At 68.9% G+C, this 17,906-nt stretch carries 14 protein-coding genes; 9 read left to right on the top strand and 5 right to left on the bottom strand.

What is annotated here, in order from left to right:
- The first annotated feature begins 191 nt into the window (after nucleotides 1–191).
- The 4 genes from AMYAL_RS0101600 (at nucleotide 192) to AMYAL_RS0101585 (ending at nucleotide 6,551) form a co-directional block, all read left to right on the top strand.
- Nucleotides 192–5,165, top strand: a complete 4,974-nt coding sequence (locus tag AMYAL_RS0101600; RefSeq protein ID WP_020629547.1) for an NAD-glutamate dehydrogenase — start codon at nucleotides 192–194, stop codon at nucleotides 5,163–5,165.
- Nucleotides 5,165–5,584, top strand: a complete 420-nt coding sequence (locus tag AMYAL_RS0101595) for an acyl-CoA thioesterase (protein ID WP_020629546.1) — start codon at nucleotides 5,165–5,167, stop codon at nucleotides 5,582–5,584. Before AMYAL_RS0101600 ends, AMYAL_RS0101595 begins: the two co-directional genes overlap by 1 nt.
- The gene (locus AMYAL_RS0101590; protein ID WP_020629545.1) at nucleotides 5,577–6,212 is read left to right on the top strand and encodes a DUF8010 domain-containing protein; all 636 of its coding nucleotides are present in this window, start codon (nucleotides 5,577–5,579) and stop codon (nucleotides 6,210–6,212) included. The genes AMYAL_RS0101595 and AMYAL_RS0101590 overlap by 8 nt, the downstream gene beginning before the upstream one ends.
- 63 nt (nucleotides 6,213–6,275) lie before the next feature.
- Nucleotides 6,276–6,551, top strand: a complete 276-nt coding sequence (locus AMYAL_RS0101585) for a hypothetical protein (protein ID WP_020629544.1) — start codon at nucleotides 6,276–6,278, stop codon at nucleotides 6,549–6,551.
- On the opposite strand, the gene AMYAL_RS0101580 is transcribed toward AMYAL_RS0101585, so the two are convergent.
- Nucleotides 6,548–7,189: a DUF305 domain-containing protein gene (locus AMYAL_RS0101580; protein ID WP_026466645.1), complete on the bottom strand. Its 642-nt coding sequence runs from the start codon at nucleotides 7,187–7,189 to the stop codon at nucleotides 6,548–6,550. The genes AMYAL_RS0101585 and AMYAL_RS0101580 overlap by 4 nt on opposite strands.
- A gap of 87 nt (nucleotides 7,190–7,276) precedes the next feature.
- Between AMYAL_RS0101580 and AMYAL_RS0101575 the strand changes: the two genes are divergently transcribed.
- On the top strand, nucleotides 7,277–8,725 hold the full coding sequence (locus AMYAL_RS0101575) for an LVIVD repeat-containing protein (protein WP_020629542.1): 1,449 nt from the start codon (nucleotides 7,277–7,279) through the stop codon (nucleotides 8,723–8,725).
- A 104-nt stretch (nucleotides 8,726–8,829) separates the two neighbouring features.
- The gene (locus AMYAL_RS0101570) at nucleotides 8,830–9,762 is read left to right on the top strand and encodes a hypothetical protein (protein ID WP_051137492.1); all 933 of its coding nucleotides are present in this window, start codon (nucleotides 8,830–8,832) and stop codon (nucleotides 9,760–9,762) included.
- Nucleotides 9,763–9,835: 73 nt separating this feature from the next.
- Here the strand turns inward: AMYAL_RS0101570 and AMYAL_RS0101565 are convergent, their stop codons facing one another.
- Genes AMYAL_RS0101565 through AMYAL_RS0101555 form a run of 3 tightly spaced genes read right to left on the bottom strand, consistent with a single transcriptional unit; the run spans nucleotide 9,836 to nucleotide 12,782 of the window.
- Nucleotides 9,836–11,389 (bottom strand): glycoside hydrolase family 13 protein, encoded by a 1,554-nt coding sequence (locus tag AMYAL_RS0101565; RefSeq protein WP_020629540.1) that lies wholly within the window; start codon nucleotides 11,387–11,389, stop codon nucleotides 9,836–9,838.
- A complete protein-coding gene (locus tag AMYAL_RS0101560) occupies nucleotides 11,389–11,784 on the bottom strand; it encodes a globin (protein WP_020629539.1) in 396 nt (131 codons plus the stop codon). Before AMYAL_RS0101560 ends, AMYAL_RS0101565 begins: the two co-directional genes overlap by 1 nt.
- Before the next feature lie 20 nt (nucleotides 11,785–11,804).
- On the bottom strand, nucleotides 11,805–12,782 hold the full coding sequence (locus AMYAL_RS0101555; protein ID WP_020629538.1) for a mechanosensitive ion channel family protein: 978 nt from the start codon (nucleotides 12,780–12,782) through the stop codon (nucleotides 11,805–11,807).
- Between the two features lie 431 nt (nucleotides 12,783–13,213).
- On the opposite strand from AMYAL_RS0101555, the gene AMYAL_RS0101550 reads away from it, so the two are divergent.
- From AMYAL_RS0101550 to AMYAL_RS0101540, 3 genes are all read left to right on the top strand, one after another.
- Nucleotides 13,214–13,708: an HNH endonuclease gene (locus AMYAL_RS0101550; protein ID WP_020629537.1), complete on the top strand. Its 495-nt coding sequence runs from the start codon at nucleotides 13,214–13,216 to the stop codon at nucleotides 13,706–13,708.
- 803 nt (nucleotides 13,709–14,511) lie between these two features.
- Nucleotides 14,512–14,769 (top strand): aa3-type cytochrome oxidase subunit CtaJ, encoded by a 258-nt coding sequence (ctaJ, locus tag AMYAL_RS0101545; protein ID WP_020629536.1) that lies wholly within the window; start codon nucleotides 14,512–14,514, stop codon nucleotides 14,767–14,769.
- A complete protein-coding gene (locus AMYAL_RS0101540) occupies nucleotides 14,756–15,238 on the top strand; it encodes a DUF5130 family protein (protein ID WP_020629535.1) in 483 nt (160 codons plus the stop codon). The genes ctaJ and AMYAL_RS0101540 overlap by 14 nt, the downstream gene beginning before the upstream one ends.
- Before the next feature lie 71 nt (nucleotides 15,239–15,309).
- Here the strand turns inward: AMYAL_RS0101540 and pepN are convergent, their stop codons facing one another.
- The gene (gene pepN / locus AMYAL_RS0101535; protein WP_020629534.1) at nucleotides 15,310–17,883 is read right to left on the bottom strand and encodes an aminopeptidase N; all 2,574 of its coding nucleotides are present in this window, start codon (nucleotides 17,881–17,883) and stop codon (nucleotides 15,310–15,312) included.
- Nucleotides 17,884–17,906 lie beyond the last annotated feature (23 nt).

The following is a 17,906-nucleotide window of genomic DNA, read 5'->3' as shown; positions in this document are numbered from 1 at the left end:
GACCGCCGATGTGACCGGTGAGTAGCTGAACCGATCACGGCGATTCCGGCATCTGAGCAGGGAAATCTTCGACGGCGGGGAATGACCCGGCCTTGTGGAGCCGACAGTCCGGAGCTGTAGGTTGGGTCTGGGCCGGTACAGAGTCGTGCCGGTCGCGGTGTCAATCTCGCTACTGTGGAGAGTTGCCTCAAATGAGCTCGACGGGAGTCTCGTCCCTGCCCGGAAAAGATGTCGGCACCGAGGATGGCGCCCGGCGCCGGTCGGTGAACCCGGAGCAGATCCGGGACGACCTGATCGACGCCGCCGCGGCGTACGCCCCGGAGATCGGCGAACTGATCCGCCTGTACTACCGGCACATCCCGGCCGAAGAGATTCTCGGTGACGATCCGGTCGACCTCGTCGGCGCCGTCCGTTCGCATCTGCAGCTGGCGAAGGACCGGATGCCCGGCCGCCCCGCGGTGCGGCTGCTGAATCCGACGGGTCCCGAAGACGGCTGGACGCGTGAGGCGACCGTCGTGCAGGTCGTCACGGACGACATGCCGTATCTGGTGGATTCCGTCGCGGCCGAGTTCGCGCGGGACGGGGTGCAGGTGCAGCGCATCGTGCACCCGATCGTCGTGGTCAGCCGCGACCTCACCGGCGAACTGCTGGAGGTCCACCCGGACGCCGACCCGGCCGATCCGCCGCTGAACTCCGCGGCCGAGTCGTGGATGTACATCGAGATCGACCTGGTGACGGACCCGAACCGCGCCCGCGAGCTGGACAACCGGCTGTCGTCGGTGCTGGGTGACGTGCGTGAGGTCGTCGAGGACACCGACAAGATGGCGGAGACGGCGCGCCGTCTCGCCGACGAGCTGGACGGGAACCCGTCGCAGCTGTCCGAGAGCGAGGTCGCCGAAGGTGCCCGGCTGCTGCGCTGGCTCGCCGACGGTCACTTCACCTTCCTGGGCTACCGGCGCTACGAGCTGATCGACAACCCGCACCCGGACAGCGACGAACCCGCCTTGCGCGCGGTGCTCGCGACCGGGCTGGGTGTGCTGCGCCAGGACAGCCTCGCCGCGCGCAGCCTCACCGCCGGGCCCGACACGGCGGCGTCCGCGCTCGCGCCGACCCTGCTGGTGCTGACCCAGGCGAGCGCGCCGTCCACGGTGCACCGCCCGGTCTACCCGTACTACGTCGGCGTAAAAACGTTCGACGACAAGGGAAACGTCACCGGCGAACACCGCTTCCTCGGCATGTTCACCACCACCGCCCTGCACGAGAACGTGCTGGACATCCCGGTGGTCTGCAACCGGGTCCGCGAGGTCATCCACCGCGCGGGCTTCCCGATGGAGTCCTTCTCCGGCCAGCGGATGCTCGAAGTGCTGCAGAACTGGCCGCGCGCGGACCTGTTCTCGGCCGACACCGACTCGCTGTACTCGACGACGACCGGCGCGATCACGCTGTCGGATCGCAGACGGCTCCGGCTGTTCCTGCGCCGCGACCCGTACGGCCGCTTCTACTCCTGCCTCGTGTACCTCCCGCGTGACCGCTACACGACCCGTTCGCGGCTCGCGATGCAGGAGGTCCTGCTCGAAGAACTCGAAGGCACGCAACTGGAGTACAGCGCGCGTATCGGGGAAACCGTGCTCGCGCAGGTGCACTTCATCGTGCACACCGACCCCTCGCAGCGGTCCGAACCGGACACCCTGCGCATCCAGGAACGGCTCAACGAAGCCGTCCGCAGCTGGGACGACCGGATGGTCGAGGCGATCCTCGCCGAGCGCCGCGAGCGCGCCGGGGACAGCGGCGTCGCGATCGGCCTGCTGGGCGAGGAGTCCGCGGGCGAACAGGGACAGCGGTTCGCCGCGGTGTTCCCCGAGGGCTACAAGGAGGACTTCACCGCGCTCGAAGCGCTCGCGGACCTCCGCTCCCTGGAGTCGCTGACCGACGAGGGCGACCTGTCGCTGTCGTTCTACCTGCCCGCCGACGCCGAGCCGGGGGAGCGGCGGTTCAAGCTGTACCTGCGCGGCGAGGGCGTCACCCTCTCCAAGGTGCTCCCGGTCCTGCAGCGCATGGGCGTCGAGGTCGTCGACGAACGGCCGTACGAACTGCGCCGCGAGGACGGCGGCCGGTCCTGGATCTACGACTTCGGCCTGCTGATCGACCCGCAGGTCCTCGACCACGCCGACCACGACCTCCGCACCCGCTTCCAGGACGCCTTCCACGCCGCCTGGCGCGGCGACTGCGAGGTCGACGGCTTCAACGGTCTCGTCCTGCGCGCCGGCCTCACCTGGCGCCAGGCCGCGATCCTGCGCGCCTACTCGCGGTACCTGCGCCAGACGAAGATCCCGTTCTCCCAGGAGTACATCGAGACCACCGTCCTCGCACACACCGACATCGCCACCGCGCTGGTGCGGCTGTTCGAGACCCGGTTCGACCTCTCGCTCGGCGACGAGGCCCGCGCGTCGCAGGCCGACCAGCTCACCACCGAGATCGGCAAGCTGGTCGACGAGGTGACCAGCCTCGACGAAGACAGGATCCTGCGACGGCTGATGGCGGTCATCCTCGCCACGCTGCGCACGAACTACCACGTCACCGACGAGGCCGGGAACTCCCGCCAGTACCTGGCGCTCAAACTCGACCCGAGCGCGGTGCCCGAACTGCCCGAGCCGCGGCCGAAGTACGAGATCTTCGTGTACTCGCCCCGGATCGAGGGTGTGCACCTGCGGTTCGGCGACGTCGCGCGCGGTGGCCTGCGGTGGTCCGACCGCCGGGAGGACTTCCGCACGGAGATCCTCGGCCTGGTCAAGGCGCAGGCGGTCAAGAACGCGGTCATCGTGCCTGTCGGCGCGAAGGGCGGCTTCGTCGTGAAGCGCCCGCCGGCGGCCACCGGTGACCCTGGCCTGGATCGCGACGCCCAGCTGAACGAGGGCATCGCCTGCTACCGCATGTTCATCTCCGGCCTGCTGGATGTGACCGACAACCGCGTCGAGGGCAAGACCGTCCCGGCGCCGGGCGTGGTCCGCCACGACGGCGACGACAGCTACCTCGTGGTCGCCGCGGACAAGGGCACCGCGAAGTTCTCCGACATCGCGAACGAGGTTTCGGCGAACTACCGGTTCTGGCTCGGCGACGCCTTCGCCTCCGGCGGCTCGGTCGGCTACGACCACAAGGCCATGGGCATCACCGCGAAGGGCGCTTGGGAAAGCGTCAAGCGCAACTTCCGCGAGCTGGGCAAGGACACCCAGACCGAGGACTTCACCGTCGTCGGCATCGGCGACATGATGGGTGACGTCTTCGGCAACGGCATGCTGCTCTCCGAGCACATCCGCCTGGTGGCCGCCTTCAACCACCTGCACATCTTCCTCGACCCGGCCCCGGACTCGGCGTCTTCGTTCGCCGAGCGGCGGCGGTTGTTCGACCTGCCGCGGTCCTCGTGGGAGGACTACGACCGCTCGCTGATCAGCGAGGGCGGTGGCATCTACTCGCGGTCGGCGAAGACGATCCCGGTCAGCCCGCAGGTCCGCGAGGCGCTCGGGCTCGCCGAGGACGTCACCGCGCTGGCGCCGAACGACCTCATGCAGGCGATCCTGCTGTCCCCGGTCGAGCTACTGTGGAACGGCGGTATCGGCACCTACGTCAAGGCCGAGCGGGAGAGCCACGCGGACGCGGGCGACAAGGCCAACGACGCCTTGCGCGTCAACGGCAACCAGCTCCGCGTCAAGGTCGTCGGCGAGGGCGGGAACCTGGGACTGACCCAGCTCGGCCGGATCGAGTTCGCCCGCGCCGGCGGCAAGATCAACACCGACGCGCTCGACAACTCCGCCGGCGTCGACTGCTCCGACCACGAGGTCAACATCAAGATCCTGCTGGACCACCTGGTCTCGACCGGATCGCTGGGTGCCGAGCAGCGCAACGAGCTGCTGGAGCAGATGACCGACGAGGTCGGCGAGCTGGTGCTGGCCGACAACTACCGGCAGAACGCCGTGCTCGGGGTCAGCCGGGCGCACGCCGGGCCGATGGTCTCGGTGCACCAGCGGCTCGTCGCGGCGCTGGTCGCGAAGGGCGCCTTCGACCGCAAGCTCGAAGCGCTGCCGAGTTCGGCGGAGTTCCGCGCGCTGGAGAAGGCGGGCGAGGGCCTCACGTCGCCGGAGCTGGCGACACTGCTCGCGCACGTCAAGCTCGACCTCAAGGACGAACTGCTGGCGAGCGAGCTGCCGGACTCCGAGGTGTTCTCGCGCCGTCTGCCCGAGTACTTCCCGAAGCCGCTTCGGGAGCAGTTCGGCGACGCGATCTTCCAGCACCCGCTGAAGCGCGAGATCATCACGACGATGGTGGCCAACGAGGTCGTCGACGGCGCCGGGATCTCCTACGTCTACCGCCTGATGGAGGAGATGAACGCGACCGCGACCGACGCGGTCCGCGCGTACGCCGTGGTCACCCACGTGTACGACCTGCCCTCGCTGTGGGCGCAGATCGACGCGCTGGACAACGTCGTGCCGACCGAGGTCGCCGACGAGATGATGCTGGAGACCCGCAGGCTGCTCGACCGGGCCGCCCGCTGGTTCCTCACCAACCGGCCGCAGCCCCTCGCCCCGCTCGCCGAGATCAACCGGTTCGGCCGGGTCGTCGGCGAACTGGCGCCGCGGGCGCACGAGCTGCTTCGCGGTGTCGAGTGCGCTTCGGTGGACGCGAACACCGAGCGGCTGATCGGGAAGGGCGTCCCGACGGAACTGGCGGAGCGCATCGCGCTCCTGCTGCACACCTTCGGCCTGCTCGACGTCACCGATGTCGCGGAGCTGGCCGAGCAGCAGGCCGGGATCGACGCGGTGCACACCCCGCCGGAGACCGCGGGCCTGTACTACGCGCTGTCGGACCACCTCGGCATCGACAAGATGCTGACGTCGATCAGCGGTCTCGAACGCGGCAACCGCTGGCACGCGCTCGCGCGGCTGGCGCTGCGGGACGACGTCTACGGCTCACTGCGGACGATCACGCTGGACGCGTTGCGGCACAGCGATTCGGGCACCGACCCGGACGAGAAGATCGCGCACTGGGAGAAGACGAACGCCTCACGGTTGCAGCGGGCCCGTGTCGCGCTGGACGAGATCAGCCAGATCGGCAAACTCGACCTGGCGACGCTGTCGGTGGCGGCGAGGCAGATCCGGAGCACGGTGAGGTAGTGAGCTACATTTCCCTGATCCGGCCGCGCTGGTCGGATATGGACGTCTACGGGCACGTCAACCACGCGAACCTGGTGACCCTGCTCGAAGAGGCGCGGATCCCCCTGCTGTTCGGGGACGCCGTCCGGGCCGGGCTCACCGAGCTGCCCAAGGGCATCGTGGTGGTGAAGCTGGCCGTCCATTACCGTTCGCCGATCGTGGTGTCCGATCAGGACATCCGGGTGGAGATCTCGTTGAAGGACTTGAAGCACGCCAGCTTCACCCTCGGCTACCGGGTGCACGACGGGCCGGCCGGGGCCGACAAGGTCGCGGTCACCGCGGAGACGGTGCTCGCCCCGTTCGACACCGGGACCGAACGGCCCCGGCGGCTGACCGAGGACGAGCGCGCCTTCCTGGAGAAGGGGTTCGCCGATGCCTGAGCTCGTCATCCCGGACGCGGGCGACCGCGAAACGCTCGGCGCGTTCGTGGCCAGGGCGGTCCGGCTCGACCAGAACACGCTGGTGCGGTTGCGGCAGCGCGGCGACGGCGTCGTCGAGGCGTGGAGCACGACCCCGTTCGAGGTCCTCGCCACCAGGGCCGTCGCCGGCGACATCACGCCGCCGGACATCACCGTGTCCGGGAATGAGCTGCTCGCCGCGCTGACCATCGCCGGCGGCGAGCGGATGGATCCGGGCCCGGCCCGTGACCTGATGTGGCATTCCGAGCTGCCCGCCCCCGGCCGCTGGCAGCTGGTGGACGAGCTGCCTGCGACGGTGATCGCGGAGCTGGCCGATCGCGGGGTCACCCTCGCCCGTGACAACGCCGGCCCGCACGGCAACCCGCCCGCGTCGCTGATGGACCAGGCGGTGCTCACCGTTTCCGGCAACGAGCTGGAGATCAAGGTCCAGATGCGGTGCCTGTTCGCGCTGTCGGGGATGGGTTTCGTCGACTCGTCGATCGACGGCGACGTCGTCCGGGTCACCGCGACCGATTCGTGGATGCGCATCGACGCGCGGTATGGCGCCGTCATCAAGCGCCGTCACGCGCTCCTGCCGCTGCTGTTCTGACAGGTTTCTTACCGCCGAGCACCGCGGGTGGCTTCCGGCCGCCCGCGGTGTCAGGCTGTCCCCATGAACGACAAGGGCGGTGAGGACCCGACCGCTGACTTCCTCGCCGAGGTCAGGCCGGAGGAGACCCCGTGGCGGACCGAGCGCCCGCCGGGTGAGGAGGCGCCGGAACGCGCTGAACGCCCGGAGAAATGGGGCCGGGCCAAGGCCGCCGGACGGGCGGCCGCGCAGGCGGCGCCGTACGTCCAGGCCGCCGCGCTGGCGACCTGGATCGTCTCGGGCACCCTCGACGACTCAGGCGACTCCGGCTTCGGTGACCTGGGTTCCGGCGACGCCTAAAGCTTCGAGCGCATCGTCTTCATGCGTTCGATCTCGGCGGACTGGCCGGTGATGACCTCCTGCGCCATCTCCTGCGCCTTGACCTCGACACCCTTGCCGAGCTGGGTCTCGGCCATGGTCAGCGCGCCCGTGTGATGCGCGATCATCAGGTCGAGGAACATCTTTTCGAACGCCACACCGCTCGCCGCGCGCAGATCCGCCAGCTGGGCCTCGGTCGCCATACCCGGCATGAGCGCGTGCTCGTGCCCGCCGCCGTGCCCCGCGTGCCCTTCGCCCGGCACCGGCTTGCCGCGGTCGGCGAGCCACGTCTTCATCATCGTGACCTCGCCGTCCTGCGCCACCGAGATCCGGCCCGCGATGGCCCGGATCTGCTCGTTCGCCGTCTTGCCCGGCACCAGGTCGGTCATCACCTTCGCCTGCTCGTGGTGCGGGATCATCATCGTCATGTACTCGACGTCGGCGTCGTTGGGCTGATCGCGGTTCACCGGGCCGGGGGAGCCGGTGCCCGCCTGCTCACCCGGCTTGCCGGGAACGATCACCGGCGCACTCTGAGACGGGGCGGCAGGCCCTTCGCCGCCGGTGCAACCCGAGACGACGAAAACGGCCACGACCAGCGCCGATGTCAAACTTTTTCTCATCTCGGGAGAACCTCCGTTGGTGGGTATCTGCTGAGCCTAAATAAGTAATAAGGTTCGCGTAAAGCTGGGTGGAAGGAGAGCCATATCGTGCTGCAGCCTGGGCTGAAACGCCGCTTGACCAGGGTCTTCGTAGCGGCGGCCGCGGTCGCCGCCCTCGGGGCCTCCAGCGCGGTCGCCGCGCCCTCCGTCCTCGCGGAGCCGTCGGAGACCACGATCCCTGGCGTGGACGAGATCGTTCACAGCCCCAACCTCCGGTCGATCGCGAACATCCCGCAGCAGGGACCGTTCACCAAGGACTCGACCGGCACCGACATCGCGTTCACCAAGGGGCACGCGATCATCGGCACGTACGACGGCTTCAACGTCTTCGACGTGCGCAACCCGTACCGCCCGAAGATCGTCAGCCAGGTCCTCTGCCCCGGCGGGCAGAACGACGTGTCGATCTCCGGTGACCTGCTCTTCCTCTCGACCGACTACGCGCGCAGTGACAACTCGTGCAACAGCGTCGCGAAGCCCGCGTCGGAGAAGTCGGCCTGGGAAGGCATCAAGATCTTCGACATCTCGAACCTCGCGGCGCCGAAGTACGTCGCGGCCGTCGAGACCGACTGCGGTTCGCACACCAACACCCTGGTGCCGGACAAGCGCGGCCAGGACGTCTACATCTACGTCTCGTCGTACGCGCCCGCGGCCAACCTGCCCGACTGCCAGCCGCCGCACGACAAGATCTCCATCGTCAAGGTCCCGGTGAAGGACCCGGCGAAGGCCGCCGTCGTCGCGACGCCGGTGCTGTTCGCGGACGGCGGCAACGCCGGCGGCACCAACCCCGACGGCACCCGCCGGTCCGCGACCACCGGTTGCCACGACCTGACGGCGCTGCCGGAGAAGGACCTGATGGCCGGTGCCTGCATGGGTGACGGCGTCCTGATCGACATCGCCGACCGGCTCAAGCCGCGGGTCATCAACCGGGTCCAGGACAACGTGAACTTCGCGTTCTGGCACAGCGCCACCTTCAACAACGACGCCACCAAGGTCGTCTTCACCGACGAGCTCGGCGGCGGCGGGATGGCGACCTGCCTGGAGAAGTTCGGCTCCACCCGCGGCGCCAACGGCATCTACGAGATCACCGGCCGCGGCGACAACCGCAAGCTGGAGTTCCGCAGCTACTACAAGATCCCGCGGTTGCAGTCCGAGACCGAGAACTGTGTGGCGCACAACGGTTCGCTGATCCCGGTGCCGGGCAAGGACATCATGGTCCAGTCCTGGTACCAGGGCGGCATCTCGGTGTGGGACTTCACCGACTCGACGAAGCCGAAGGAGATCGCGTACTGGGAGCGTGGCCCGCTCTCGAACGAGAAGCTCGTCGGCGGCGGGACGTGGTCGGCGTACTGGTACAACGGCCACATCTTCTCGTCCGACATCGTGAAGGGCCTGGACGTCCTGGACCTCAACGACTGGCGGACCTTCCCGGCGAAGCTCGTCCGGCAGAACCAGTTCAACGCCCAGACGCAGTACAAGCTGCACCCCGGCTTCAACTGATCCGGGTAATGCCCTGAATGGTCCGTTCCCCGCGAAATTCGCGGGGAACGGACCGTTTTCTTGTGCTTAGCTGTACCTGACAGCAAGATCACCTGGGGGTTCACATGAGAATTCGTCAGAGATTCACCGCGCTCCTTGCCGTCGGGGTGGTGGCGTTCAGCGCCGCACCGGCCCAGGCGAGCGCCACTTCCCTGATCGCCGAGCCCACCGTGACTTCGGCCGAGTACCCGGACGACGGTGCCTGGCACCCCGGCGCCGGAATGCCGGGCTCGTTCACCTTCGACGCCAACGGGGACAGCGCGGTCGTCGGGTTCTCTTACGGGAACACCGATCCGGCGGGCACCTACGTGGCGGCGAACCACCCCGGCGGGACCGCGACGGTCTCTTATACGCCGCAGACGTCCGGTCCGAACGATCTTTACGTGGTGAGCGTCGACAGCGCGGGCAACCGGTCGCCTCAGCACGTCCACCACTTCTATGTGAAGTCGACGGAGCCCGTGATCAAGGGCCCATGGGAAACCGGCGTCGGAGTGCCCGCCGAGTTCCGCTTCACACCGGGCATCGCCGATGTCGTCTCCTACACCTACCGGATCGACAGCGGGCCGGAGACCACCATCGCGGCTTCGGCGGGTGCCACGACCGCGAACATCGTCACCGCAGACCTGGGCTCTCACCGGATCGAGGTGTGGAGCACGACCGGCGCGGGACTGAAGTCCGGTACCGCCGCGACGACGTACCGGGCCAGTGACGCCCCGCTGGTGGCGAGCACCGACTACCCGGACTCCCAGGGCAGCGGCGGACCCGGCGTCGCCGGCGTCTTCCACCTGACCCCGCGCACGCCGGGCGTCGTCGAGTACGTCTACTACTTCAACGAGGAGTGGAGCGAGCCGACCGTGGTCCCGGCCGGGGCCGACGGCAAGGCGAGCTTCACGTTCACCCCTGCCGCTTCGGGCTTCTACCCGATCCAGGTCTACAGCCGGACCGCCGACGGCAAGCGGTCGGCACTCGGCCGTGACTACTACATCGTGGTGAACTAAGGCCCCTCGTGAGTGGCGTTTCGGGTTAGAACCCGAAACGCCACTCACGACCCGTGGCGCACGACGGACCGGCTCAGACGAGCCAGGCCGCGGCGTCCGGCGGCAGTTTCCCGTTCACCAGGGGAACGCTCGACAGCAGCACCTCACCCGGCGGCAGCGCGATCGGGCTCGCCGACGTGTTCAGCGCGCAGACCAGCCCGCCGCCTCGCCGCCGGAACGCGAAACAGCCGGCCGGGGCGCCGTACCATTCGAGCTGGTCCCCGCCGAAAGCCTTGTGCGACTTACGGATCTCGATCGCCCGCCGGTACAGCGACAGCGTCGACGCCGGATCCTCCAACTGGGCCTCGACGGTCACCGAAGCCCACGAGGCGGGCATCGGCAGCCAAGGCCGCGGATTCCGCGAGAAGCCGAACGGCGGCAGGTCGCCCTCCCACGGCAGCGGCACCCGTGACGCGTCCCGGCCGAACTCGGCACCGGAGGTCTTGGCGCGCGGGTCCGCGACCGCGTCGGGCGGGATGTCGACGTTGCCGAGTCCCAGTTCCTCGCCGTTGTACAGATAGACCGTCCCCGGCAGCGCGAGTTCGACCAGCGCCATCGCCCGCGCGCGCCGGACGCCGCGTTCACCGCCGCCGTACCGGCTGACCTGCCGCCAGACGTCGTGGTTGCCCAGCGTCCAGGTGGCGGGTGCCCCGGCCGCTTTCGGCACCGCCAGGGACCGCTCGATGGCCGTCCGCAGCGCGTCCGCGTCGAAATGCGTGAGCACGAGCCGGAAATTGAACGCCAGATGCAGTTCGTCCGGGCGCAGATAGCGCGCGAGACGTTCCTCGTCGGTCACCCAGATCTCGCCGACGGCCATGGCGCCGGGGTACTCGTCGAGCACCTTGCGGATCATCTGGTGGATCTCGTGGACACGGTCGTTGTCGAACCGCGGGTCGTAGAACTCGCTCGGCCCCATCGCGTTCACCCGAGGGTCCATGTCCGGCAGGCCCGGCGGTTTCGCCATGCCGTGCGCGACGTCGACGCGGAAACCGTCCACCCCGTGGTCCAGCCAGAACCGCAGGGTCCGCTCCAGATCCGCGGCGACCTCGTGGTTGGCCCAGTTCAGATCCGGCTGCTGCGGCGAGAACAGGTGCAGGTACCACTGGCCGTCCGGGACACGGGTCCACGCCGGCCCGCCGAACGCGCTGACCCAGTTGTTCGGCGGCTCGTCGCCGCGCGGGCCCAGCCCGTCGCGGAAGATGTAGCGATCCCGCTCCGGGCTCCGCGGGGGCGCCGCCATCGCCGATTTGAACCAGGCGTGGGTGTTGCTGGTGTGGTTGGGGACGACGTCGATGGTGACCTTGATGCCGCGTTTGTGCGCCTCGGTCAGCAGCACGTCGAAGTCACCGAGGGTGCCGAACATCGGGTCGACGTCGCGCGGGTCGGCGATGTCGTAGCCGTGGTCGGCCATGGGGGAGCGGTAGAACGGCGTCAGCCACAGCGCGTCGACCCCGAGCAGCTCCAGGTAACCGAGCTTGCCGCGGATGCCTTCGAGGTCACCGACGCCGTCCCCGTCGGAATCGGCGAACGAGCGTACGTAGACCTGGTAGAAGACCGCGTGGTCCCACCAGGTCACGTCGCGCTCCATCACACGAAACTGTTCATCATGCTGTTGGCGGCCATCTCCAGATACGCCCACAGCTGCCCGCGGTAGGGCTCCCCGATCTTCTCCTCGTCGACCGCGATCTTGATGCAGCGCAACCAGGCGTCGCGTTCGATCGGGCCGATCTTGAACGGGGCGTGCCGCATCCGCAGGCGCGGGTGGCCGCGCTGGTCCGAGTAGGTGTGCGGGCCGCCCCAGTACTGCATGAGGAACAGCCGGAAGCGCTCCTCGGCCGGGCCGAGGTCCTCCTCGGGATACAGCGGGCGTAGCACCTCGTCGACCGCCACTTCGGCGTAGAACCGCGCGACGATCCGGGTGAAGACCGGCTCACCGCCGATCGCTTCGTACAGGGTGGTGGGGTCAGGTTCGGTCACGGACACAGCTCCATTCTGCCCTTGTCCTACTGCCCGGCGGTGCCGGACGACATAAAGCGCCCGAGAGGTGGCTCGAAGCCGGCTTCGTCCAGCGCGGCGAGCAGATGCGCCCGCAGCGCGCGCTGCACGGACCACTGCTTGCCCGGCCGGACCTTCACCGTCATGCGGAGCTTGATGCCCTCGGGGGTCACGGTCTCGACGCCGAGCATCTCGGGCGGCTCCAGCACGTTCGGTGCCAGCGCCTCGCTCTCCAGCAGCGCCTTCGACTTCTCGGCCATCACCTCGGTGGCCTTCTCGACGTCGGCGGAGTAGCTGAGCGGGACGTCGACGACGGCCACCGCGAAGCCCTGGCTCGAGTTGCCGACCCGCAGTACCTCGCCGTTGCGGACGTACCAGACGGTGCCGTTGATGTCACGCAGGGTGGTGATCCGGAGGCCGACGGCCTCGACGGTGCCGGACGCCTCGCCGACGTCGACGACGTCACCCACGCCGTACTGGTCCTCGATCATCATGAAGATGCCGGACAGGAAGTCTTTGACCAGGTTCTGCGCGCCGAAACCGAGCGCGACACCGACGATGCCCGCCGAAGCGATGATCGGCGCCAGGTCGATGCCCAGTTCGCCCAGCACGAGGATGAACGCCAGGCCGTAGATGAACAGCGTCGCCATCGACTTGAGCACCGAGCCGATGGTGGCGGCGCGCTGACGGCGTCGCTCCATCACGGCGGACCCGAGAACTTCGGGAGCTTTCTCCCGCAGCGGTCTCAAGAGGGCGGGCAGCTTCGAGGAGCCGCTGGGCATCCGCGTCACGCGGTTGATCAGGCGCCGCACCACGTAGCGCAGCAGGAACGCCACGGCGACGATCAGCACTATCTTGATCGGCTTCGTCAGCAGCCAGCCGGCCGACGCGGAGAGCCATTCGTTGTTTGTGACCTGGAACACCTGGCCGCACAGGGTGCTGGCGTCCTTCGTGCATGCCGGGGGTTCGGTGGGCAGCAGGTTCACGGAGAAGAAATGTCCTTTCGTACTCGGCGGGAATCGTCCGCGCTGCTCGGCGCGGCAGGCGCCCCGGCGGATGCGAAACAGCCAACTTCAATGTGGCCGCCGGGTCGCGCGCATATGACACGTCCAGTAACACACGTGCACTTTGGGGCTGATCTGTGGTCGACTATGCCTGCACCGGTGGAGGTGGTCGAGTGCCAGACCGACAACCCATCCCCCTCGGCGTCCCGAGCCAAGCCTTGGCCGGACAGGCGCCGGAGGTCGTGTTGCGCGCCCATCCGGGAGGTGCCCCCTCGCACGGGGCTCCACCGGGCGGGCCGGGAACGCGGCCAGGGGGTGTTGCCCGCCCGCCCGGACAGCGTAGAGGGCGGGATCCGTCGACTACGGCGGTACCCACCACGACTACAGCGTCGTCATGGGGCCGCAGACGGGTATTGCTGTTGAACGCCACGTTCGAGCCGCTCACGGCGCTGCCGTTGCGGCGCGCGGTGGTCCTCGTGATGTGCGGCAAGGCCGAGGTGGTGCACGGCGACCCCGGAGGGCTCGAACTGCACGCCGCCACGGTCTCGTTGCCCGTGCCTTCCGTGATCCGGCTGAGCACCTACGTGCGCGTGCCCTACCGCGCGCAGGTGCCGCTGACCCGTGCCGGGCTGATGCATCGCGACAGGTACCGCTGCGCCTACTGCGGGGGGCGGGCCGAGACCATCGACCACGTCGTCCCGCGCAGTCGCGGAGGTCCCCACAGCTGGACGAACTGCGTGGCCTGCTGCGCCAAGTGCAACCACCGGAAGGCGGACAAGATGCTTTCCGAGATCGGCTGGCGCCTGCGCGTCGTGCCGAGGGCCCCGCACGGGCCGCACTGGCGGCTGCTCGCCCACTCCAAGGAGGCCGACCCGTTGTGGCGGCCGTACCTGGGGACCGCGGCCTGACCGGGTCTTGACCAGGTTCTGAGCACGTCGGCGCCCCGGCTGCCGTTGCGGCGGCCGGGGCGGGCCGATGATGCCGTGGTGAAGCTCTCTACCGCTGCAAGTCCGCTGAGCTGGCCGCTCGTGCCCGTGTTCAGGCAGCGAGCGAGAAGTCGTGCTGGCAGGTGACGCGGGTACCACGGGTGACGCGGGTACCGCGAGTGACACGGGTGCCGCAGGTGACGCGGGTACCGGCGGTCACGCGAGTGCCACGAGTGACACGGGTGCCTCGGGTGACACGGGTGCCTCGGGTGACGCGGGTACCGGCGGTGACGCGCGTGCCACGGGTCACCCGTGTGCCGCGAGTGACGCGGGTTCCGGCGGTGACGCGGGTACCGCGAGTGACACGTGTACCGCGGGTAACCCGTGTGCCCGCCGTCACACGCGTACCGGGGACAAATTCCATTTCGAAGAGTGACGAAATGTCGTCGATGATCGCCTGGCCGGGTGTCTGGGTGCTCTGCATGACATGTCCTCCTGCGACCGGTGCGTTACCTGCTGGGGTGGGGGAGCTGGGCGCAAGGCCCGTACAGGTGAAAAAGCTACGAGGATTTCAAGGCCCGGACAAGATGACAGCGCCGGGTGCGGCCGCCCGTACGTTGAGTTGCAACCTTTCGGCCTTCAGGGCTTCGGCCCAACGTGGGAGCGCTTTCGCGGCAAGCGGCGGACGGAGCCCTGCGGACGGTGAGCGGTAGGTGTCGCGGACCACGTCCGCGCGGGTGGGTGCGGCCCAGCGACGGCGATCCGGGTCGGATACGCTCACGCGCGTGAACCTTGTCGAGACGATCCTGGTCTTCGCGGTGATCCCCTTGGCCATCTACGCGTTTTGCGGAGTGGCCACGCTGCGGTCGAAGGGCGCGGGCGTCGCCCGGTACCGGCCGGGGCAGCCGTGGGAGTACCCGGCCATGTGGTGGAGCGCCAACCCCGACGGTGTCGGCGCCAGGCATTCGCACGCGGGCGGCGCGACAGCCGTCAACGCGGCGAACGGAGCTTCGGTGACGGGAGGCGCTCGTGGCAACTGGTGAACTGACCCATTCGTCCACCGCTGTTGACGAAGAGCCCGGTTACGGCGCCGCCGTTACGTCCAGCGGCCGGATTTCCGCCGCCAAGATGTACGAACCGGCTGGGCCGATCAGCCCATTCACGACCCAGCAGCTCGCCCGGCTGGACGAGGCGCTGACCCTGGCCAGCCGCGAGACCGGCCTGGACTTCAGCGTGTACCTCGGCGACCTCGGCGAGGACACCCGCGCCGCCGCCGAGGCCCTGCTGACCTCGACCGACAACCCGGCCGACTCCGTGGTCGTCGCCGTGTCGCCTGGCCAGCGCGCCATCGAGATCGTGACGGGCTCGCTCGCCCGGCACCGCCTCCCCGACCGCGGCGCGAAGCTCGCCGTGGCCAGCATGGTGGCCTCCTTCAAGGAAGGCGACCTCGTCGGCGGTCTCGTGAACGCTCTCCGCATGCTGAGCGACCAGGCCGGCGCTCCGCAGCACTGACGCTCTAAAGCCGTGAAGGCCTCCTTCCCTACTCTCAAGGTAGGGAAGGAGGCCTTCACGGCGTTACGGGACTAGAGCCCGGCCTGCGAGTCGAACTCACGGGCGGCCAGCGCCCGCACGATCCCGGCCCGGCCTTCCGACACCAGACGGCGCAGCGCCGCCGGGTGCTCCCCGGTCAGCCACTCGTCCGACGCCGTGACGGTCGCCGCCTCGACGGCCCACGACGGGTACAGGCCGACCACGGTCGGCTGCGCCCGCTCGCTGGAACGCCGCTGCCACACCTCGTCGATGACCTCGAAGTACCGCGTCACGTAGCCGCCGAGCAGATGCTTCTGGCCGGGGTGGGAGAAGCCGGTGATGAGCGAGTCGCTGACCGCGTTGGGCAGCTCGTCGTCGTACACCGCCCGCTGCCACGCGTCGGCCTTCGCCTCGTCGGTCGGCCGCAGCGCCCGCGAGCGCTCCGCCTGACGCCGCCCGGCGGCGGTGTCGTCCTTGGCGAGTTCCGCGTCGATCTCCGGGTTCTCCGCCTTGCCGTGCGCGACCAGCGCGTGCAGCAGACGCCAGCGCAGGTCGGTGTCGACGGTCAGGCCCTCCAGAGGCGCCGTGCCGTCGAGCCAGCCCGCGATGATCTGCAGTGTCTTGTCGTCGAGCACGCAGCCGGCGAGCGAGTTCACGAACGCGAGCTGGTGGTCCGAACCGGCCTCGGCGCCCTGTGCCAGCTCCAGCAGCCGCGAGGAGAACTCCGGCCAGCCCTTGTCCGCCGCCCACGCCGGGTTCGCGTACGAGTTCAGCGCCGTCTGCGCCTGCAGCAGCAGCCGCTGCACCACGCCGACCTCGGTCTCGGTGTGCACGCCGCGCTGGACCAGCGTGACGAAGTCGCGGGCCTTGAGCTCGGCCTCACGCGTCATCTCCCACGCCGCCGACCAGCACAGGGTGCGGGGCAGCGGGTCGGTGATGTCGGCGATGCGGTCGATCAGCGTGGTCAGCGACGCCGGGTCGAGCCGCATCGTGCAGTAGGTCAGGTCGTCGTCGTTGACCAGCACGAGCTTGCCCGCCGGGAGCCCGACCAGCCCCGGCACCTCGGTGCGCTCGCCGTCGACGTCGAGTTCGACCCGGTGCTTGCGGACGATCTTGCCGTTCTCGTCCTCGTCGTAGACACCGACCGCGACGCGGTGCGTCCGCAGCTCACCGGCACCCGGCTTGGCACCGGTCTGGGTGACGGCGAACGCGGTGTACGCGCCGTCGGCGCCGATCTCGTAGCGCGGGCTCAGCGAGTTGAGACCGGTGGTCTCCAGCCACTGCGCGCTCCACCACGACAGGTCGCGGCCCGAGGCCTCTTCCAGCGCGCCCAGCAGATCCGCCAGGGTCGCGTTGCCCCAGGCGTGCTTGCCGAAGTACACCTTCAGGCCTTCGAGGAAGTGCTCGAGCCCGACGTAAGCGACGAGCTGCTTGAGGACGCTCGCGCCCTTGGCGTAGGTGATGCCGTCGAAGTTCACCTCGACCGCGTGCAGGTCGACGATGTCCGCGGCGATCGGATGCGTCGAGGGCAGCTGGTCCTGCCGGTACGCCCACGACTTCTCGATGTTCGCGAAGCTGGTCCACGCGTTCTTGTACTCGGTCGCCTCGGCCTGCGCCAGCACGCTCGCGAAGGTCGCGAACGACTCGTTCAGCCACAGGTCGTCCCACCAGCGCATGGTGACCAGGTCGCCGAACCACATGTGCGCCATCTCGTGCAGCAGCGTCTCGGCGCGGCGCTCGTAGGCGTAGCGGGTGACGCGGCTGCGGAAGACGTAGTCCTCCAGGAAGGTGACCGCGCCGGCGTTCTCCATCGCGCCCGCGTTGAACTCCGGCACGAACAGCTGGTCGTACTTGGAGAACGGGTACGGGGTGGCGAACTTCTCGTGGTAGAACGCGAAACCCTGCTTGGTCTCGGTGAACAGCTTGTCCGCGTCCATGTGCTCGGCGAGCGAGGCGCGGCAGTAGATGCCCAGCGGGATCGTGCGGTGCTCGTCGGAGAACTCGTCGCGCCACTCGCTGTACGGGCCCGCGATCAGCGCGACCAGGTACGTCGAGATCCGCTCGGACACCTTGAACACGGTGCGGACGGCCCCCTCGGGGGTCTCCTCGGCCGACTCGATCAGCGCGTTCGAAATGACCTTCCAGTCCTTCGGCGCGATCACGGTGAGCCGGTAGACCGACTTGAGGTCGGGCTGGTCGAAGCAGGCGAACATGCGCTTGGCGTCGGCGGTCTCGAACTGCGTGTAGAGGTAGACGCCGTCGTCGACCGGGTCGACGAACCGGTGCAGGCCCTCGCCGGTGTTCATGTACCGGCAGACCGCGTCCACGGTGAGCTCGTTCGACTCGGCGAGCGCGGGCAGCTCGACACCCTTGTCCTCGACGTACCCGCTGACGTCGAGGTCCGTCCCGTTGAGGACGGCCGACTCGATCCCCTCGGCGACGATGTCGACCCACGAGGCTTCGCCGCTTCTGGCGCTCGCGAACTTGATCGTCGTCTTCGACGTGAAGGTCTTCTCACCGGGACCGCCGCGGCCGTCGGTCAGATCCAGCTCGATGTCGTAGGACTCCACGTCGAGCAGATCCGCGCGCAGCTTGGCTTGGTCTCGGGTCAGGTTGGGGGCGGGCACTGGCACCTCTGGTCATCGGTATC

The organism is Amycolatopsis alba DSM 44262, assembly GCF_000384215.1.
Lineage (GTDB): Bacteria > Actinomycetota > Actinomycetes > Mycobacteriales > Pseudonocardiaceae > Amycolatopsis > Amycolatopsis alba.
The sequence above is the reverse complement of the archived record's forward strand: the minus strand, read 5'-3'. Positions and strand labels throughout refer to the sequence as shown.

Coding starts and splice junctions, on each gene's coding strand:
- AMYAL_RS0101570 (WP_051137492.1), top strand. CDS start 8,830: ATGAGAATTCGTCAGAGATTCACCGCGCTCCTTGCCGTCGGGGTGGTG.
- AMYAL_RS0101565 (WP_020629540.1), bottom strand. CDS start 11,389: ATGGAGCGCGACGTGACCTGGTGGGACCACGCGGTCTTCTACCAGGTC.
- AMYAL_RS0101600 (WP_020629547.1), top strand. CDS start 192: ATGAGCTCGACGGGAGTCTCGTCCCTGCCCGGAAAAGATGTCGGCACC.
- AMYAL_RS0101580 (WP_026466645.1), bottom strand. CDS start 7,189: ATGAGAAAAAGTTTGACATCGGCGCTGGTCGTGGCCGTTTTCGTCGTC.
- AMYAL_RS0101585 (WP_020629544.1), top strand. CDS start 6,276: ATGAACGACAAGGGCGGTGAGGACCCGACCGCTGACTTCCTCGCCGAG.
- AMYAL_RS0101590 (WP_020629545.1), top strand. CDS start 5,577: ATGCCTGAGCTCGTCATCCCGGACGCGGGCGACCGCGAAACGCTCGGC.